The following is a 244-nucleotide window of genomic DNA, read 5'->3' on the forward strand; positions in this document are numbered from 1 at the left end:
AAGACAGCTTCCGTAAAGCCAGAGCCATAATCTTCACGGAGTTTATGGGAGAGCAATCTAATTTATCTATTGGGCATTCCTCCGGTGATGAACCGGGAAAGACTAAGACAGTGAATGCTGAATCCTCGAACGCGTGGTACGTGAACATGAACAACGGCAACGTGAACACGAACAACAAGACTAACGCAGGCAGGGTTCGTCCCGTTTCCGCAACAGATAAACCGATCTATGACATACCCTTATC

At 47.1% G+C, this 244-nt stretch carries 1 pseudogene; it reads left to right on the top strand.

Annotated elements, in window-relative coordinates:
* Positions 1–44: 44 nt before the first annotated feature.
* Positions 45–244 (top strand): annotated as a pseudogene (locus HMPREF2794_RS15955) (reverse transcriptase); the annotation flags it as partial.

It is taken from the genome of Bacteroides sp. HMSC067B03 (assembly GCF_001811315.1).
In the GTDB taxonomy this organism is placed as follows: Bacteria; Bacteroidota; Bacteroidia; order Bacteroidales; family Bacteroidaceae; genus Bacteroides; species Bacteroides faecis.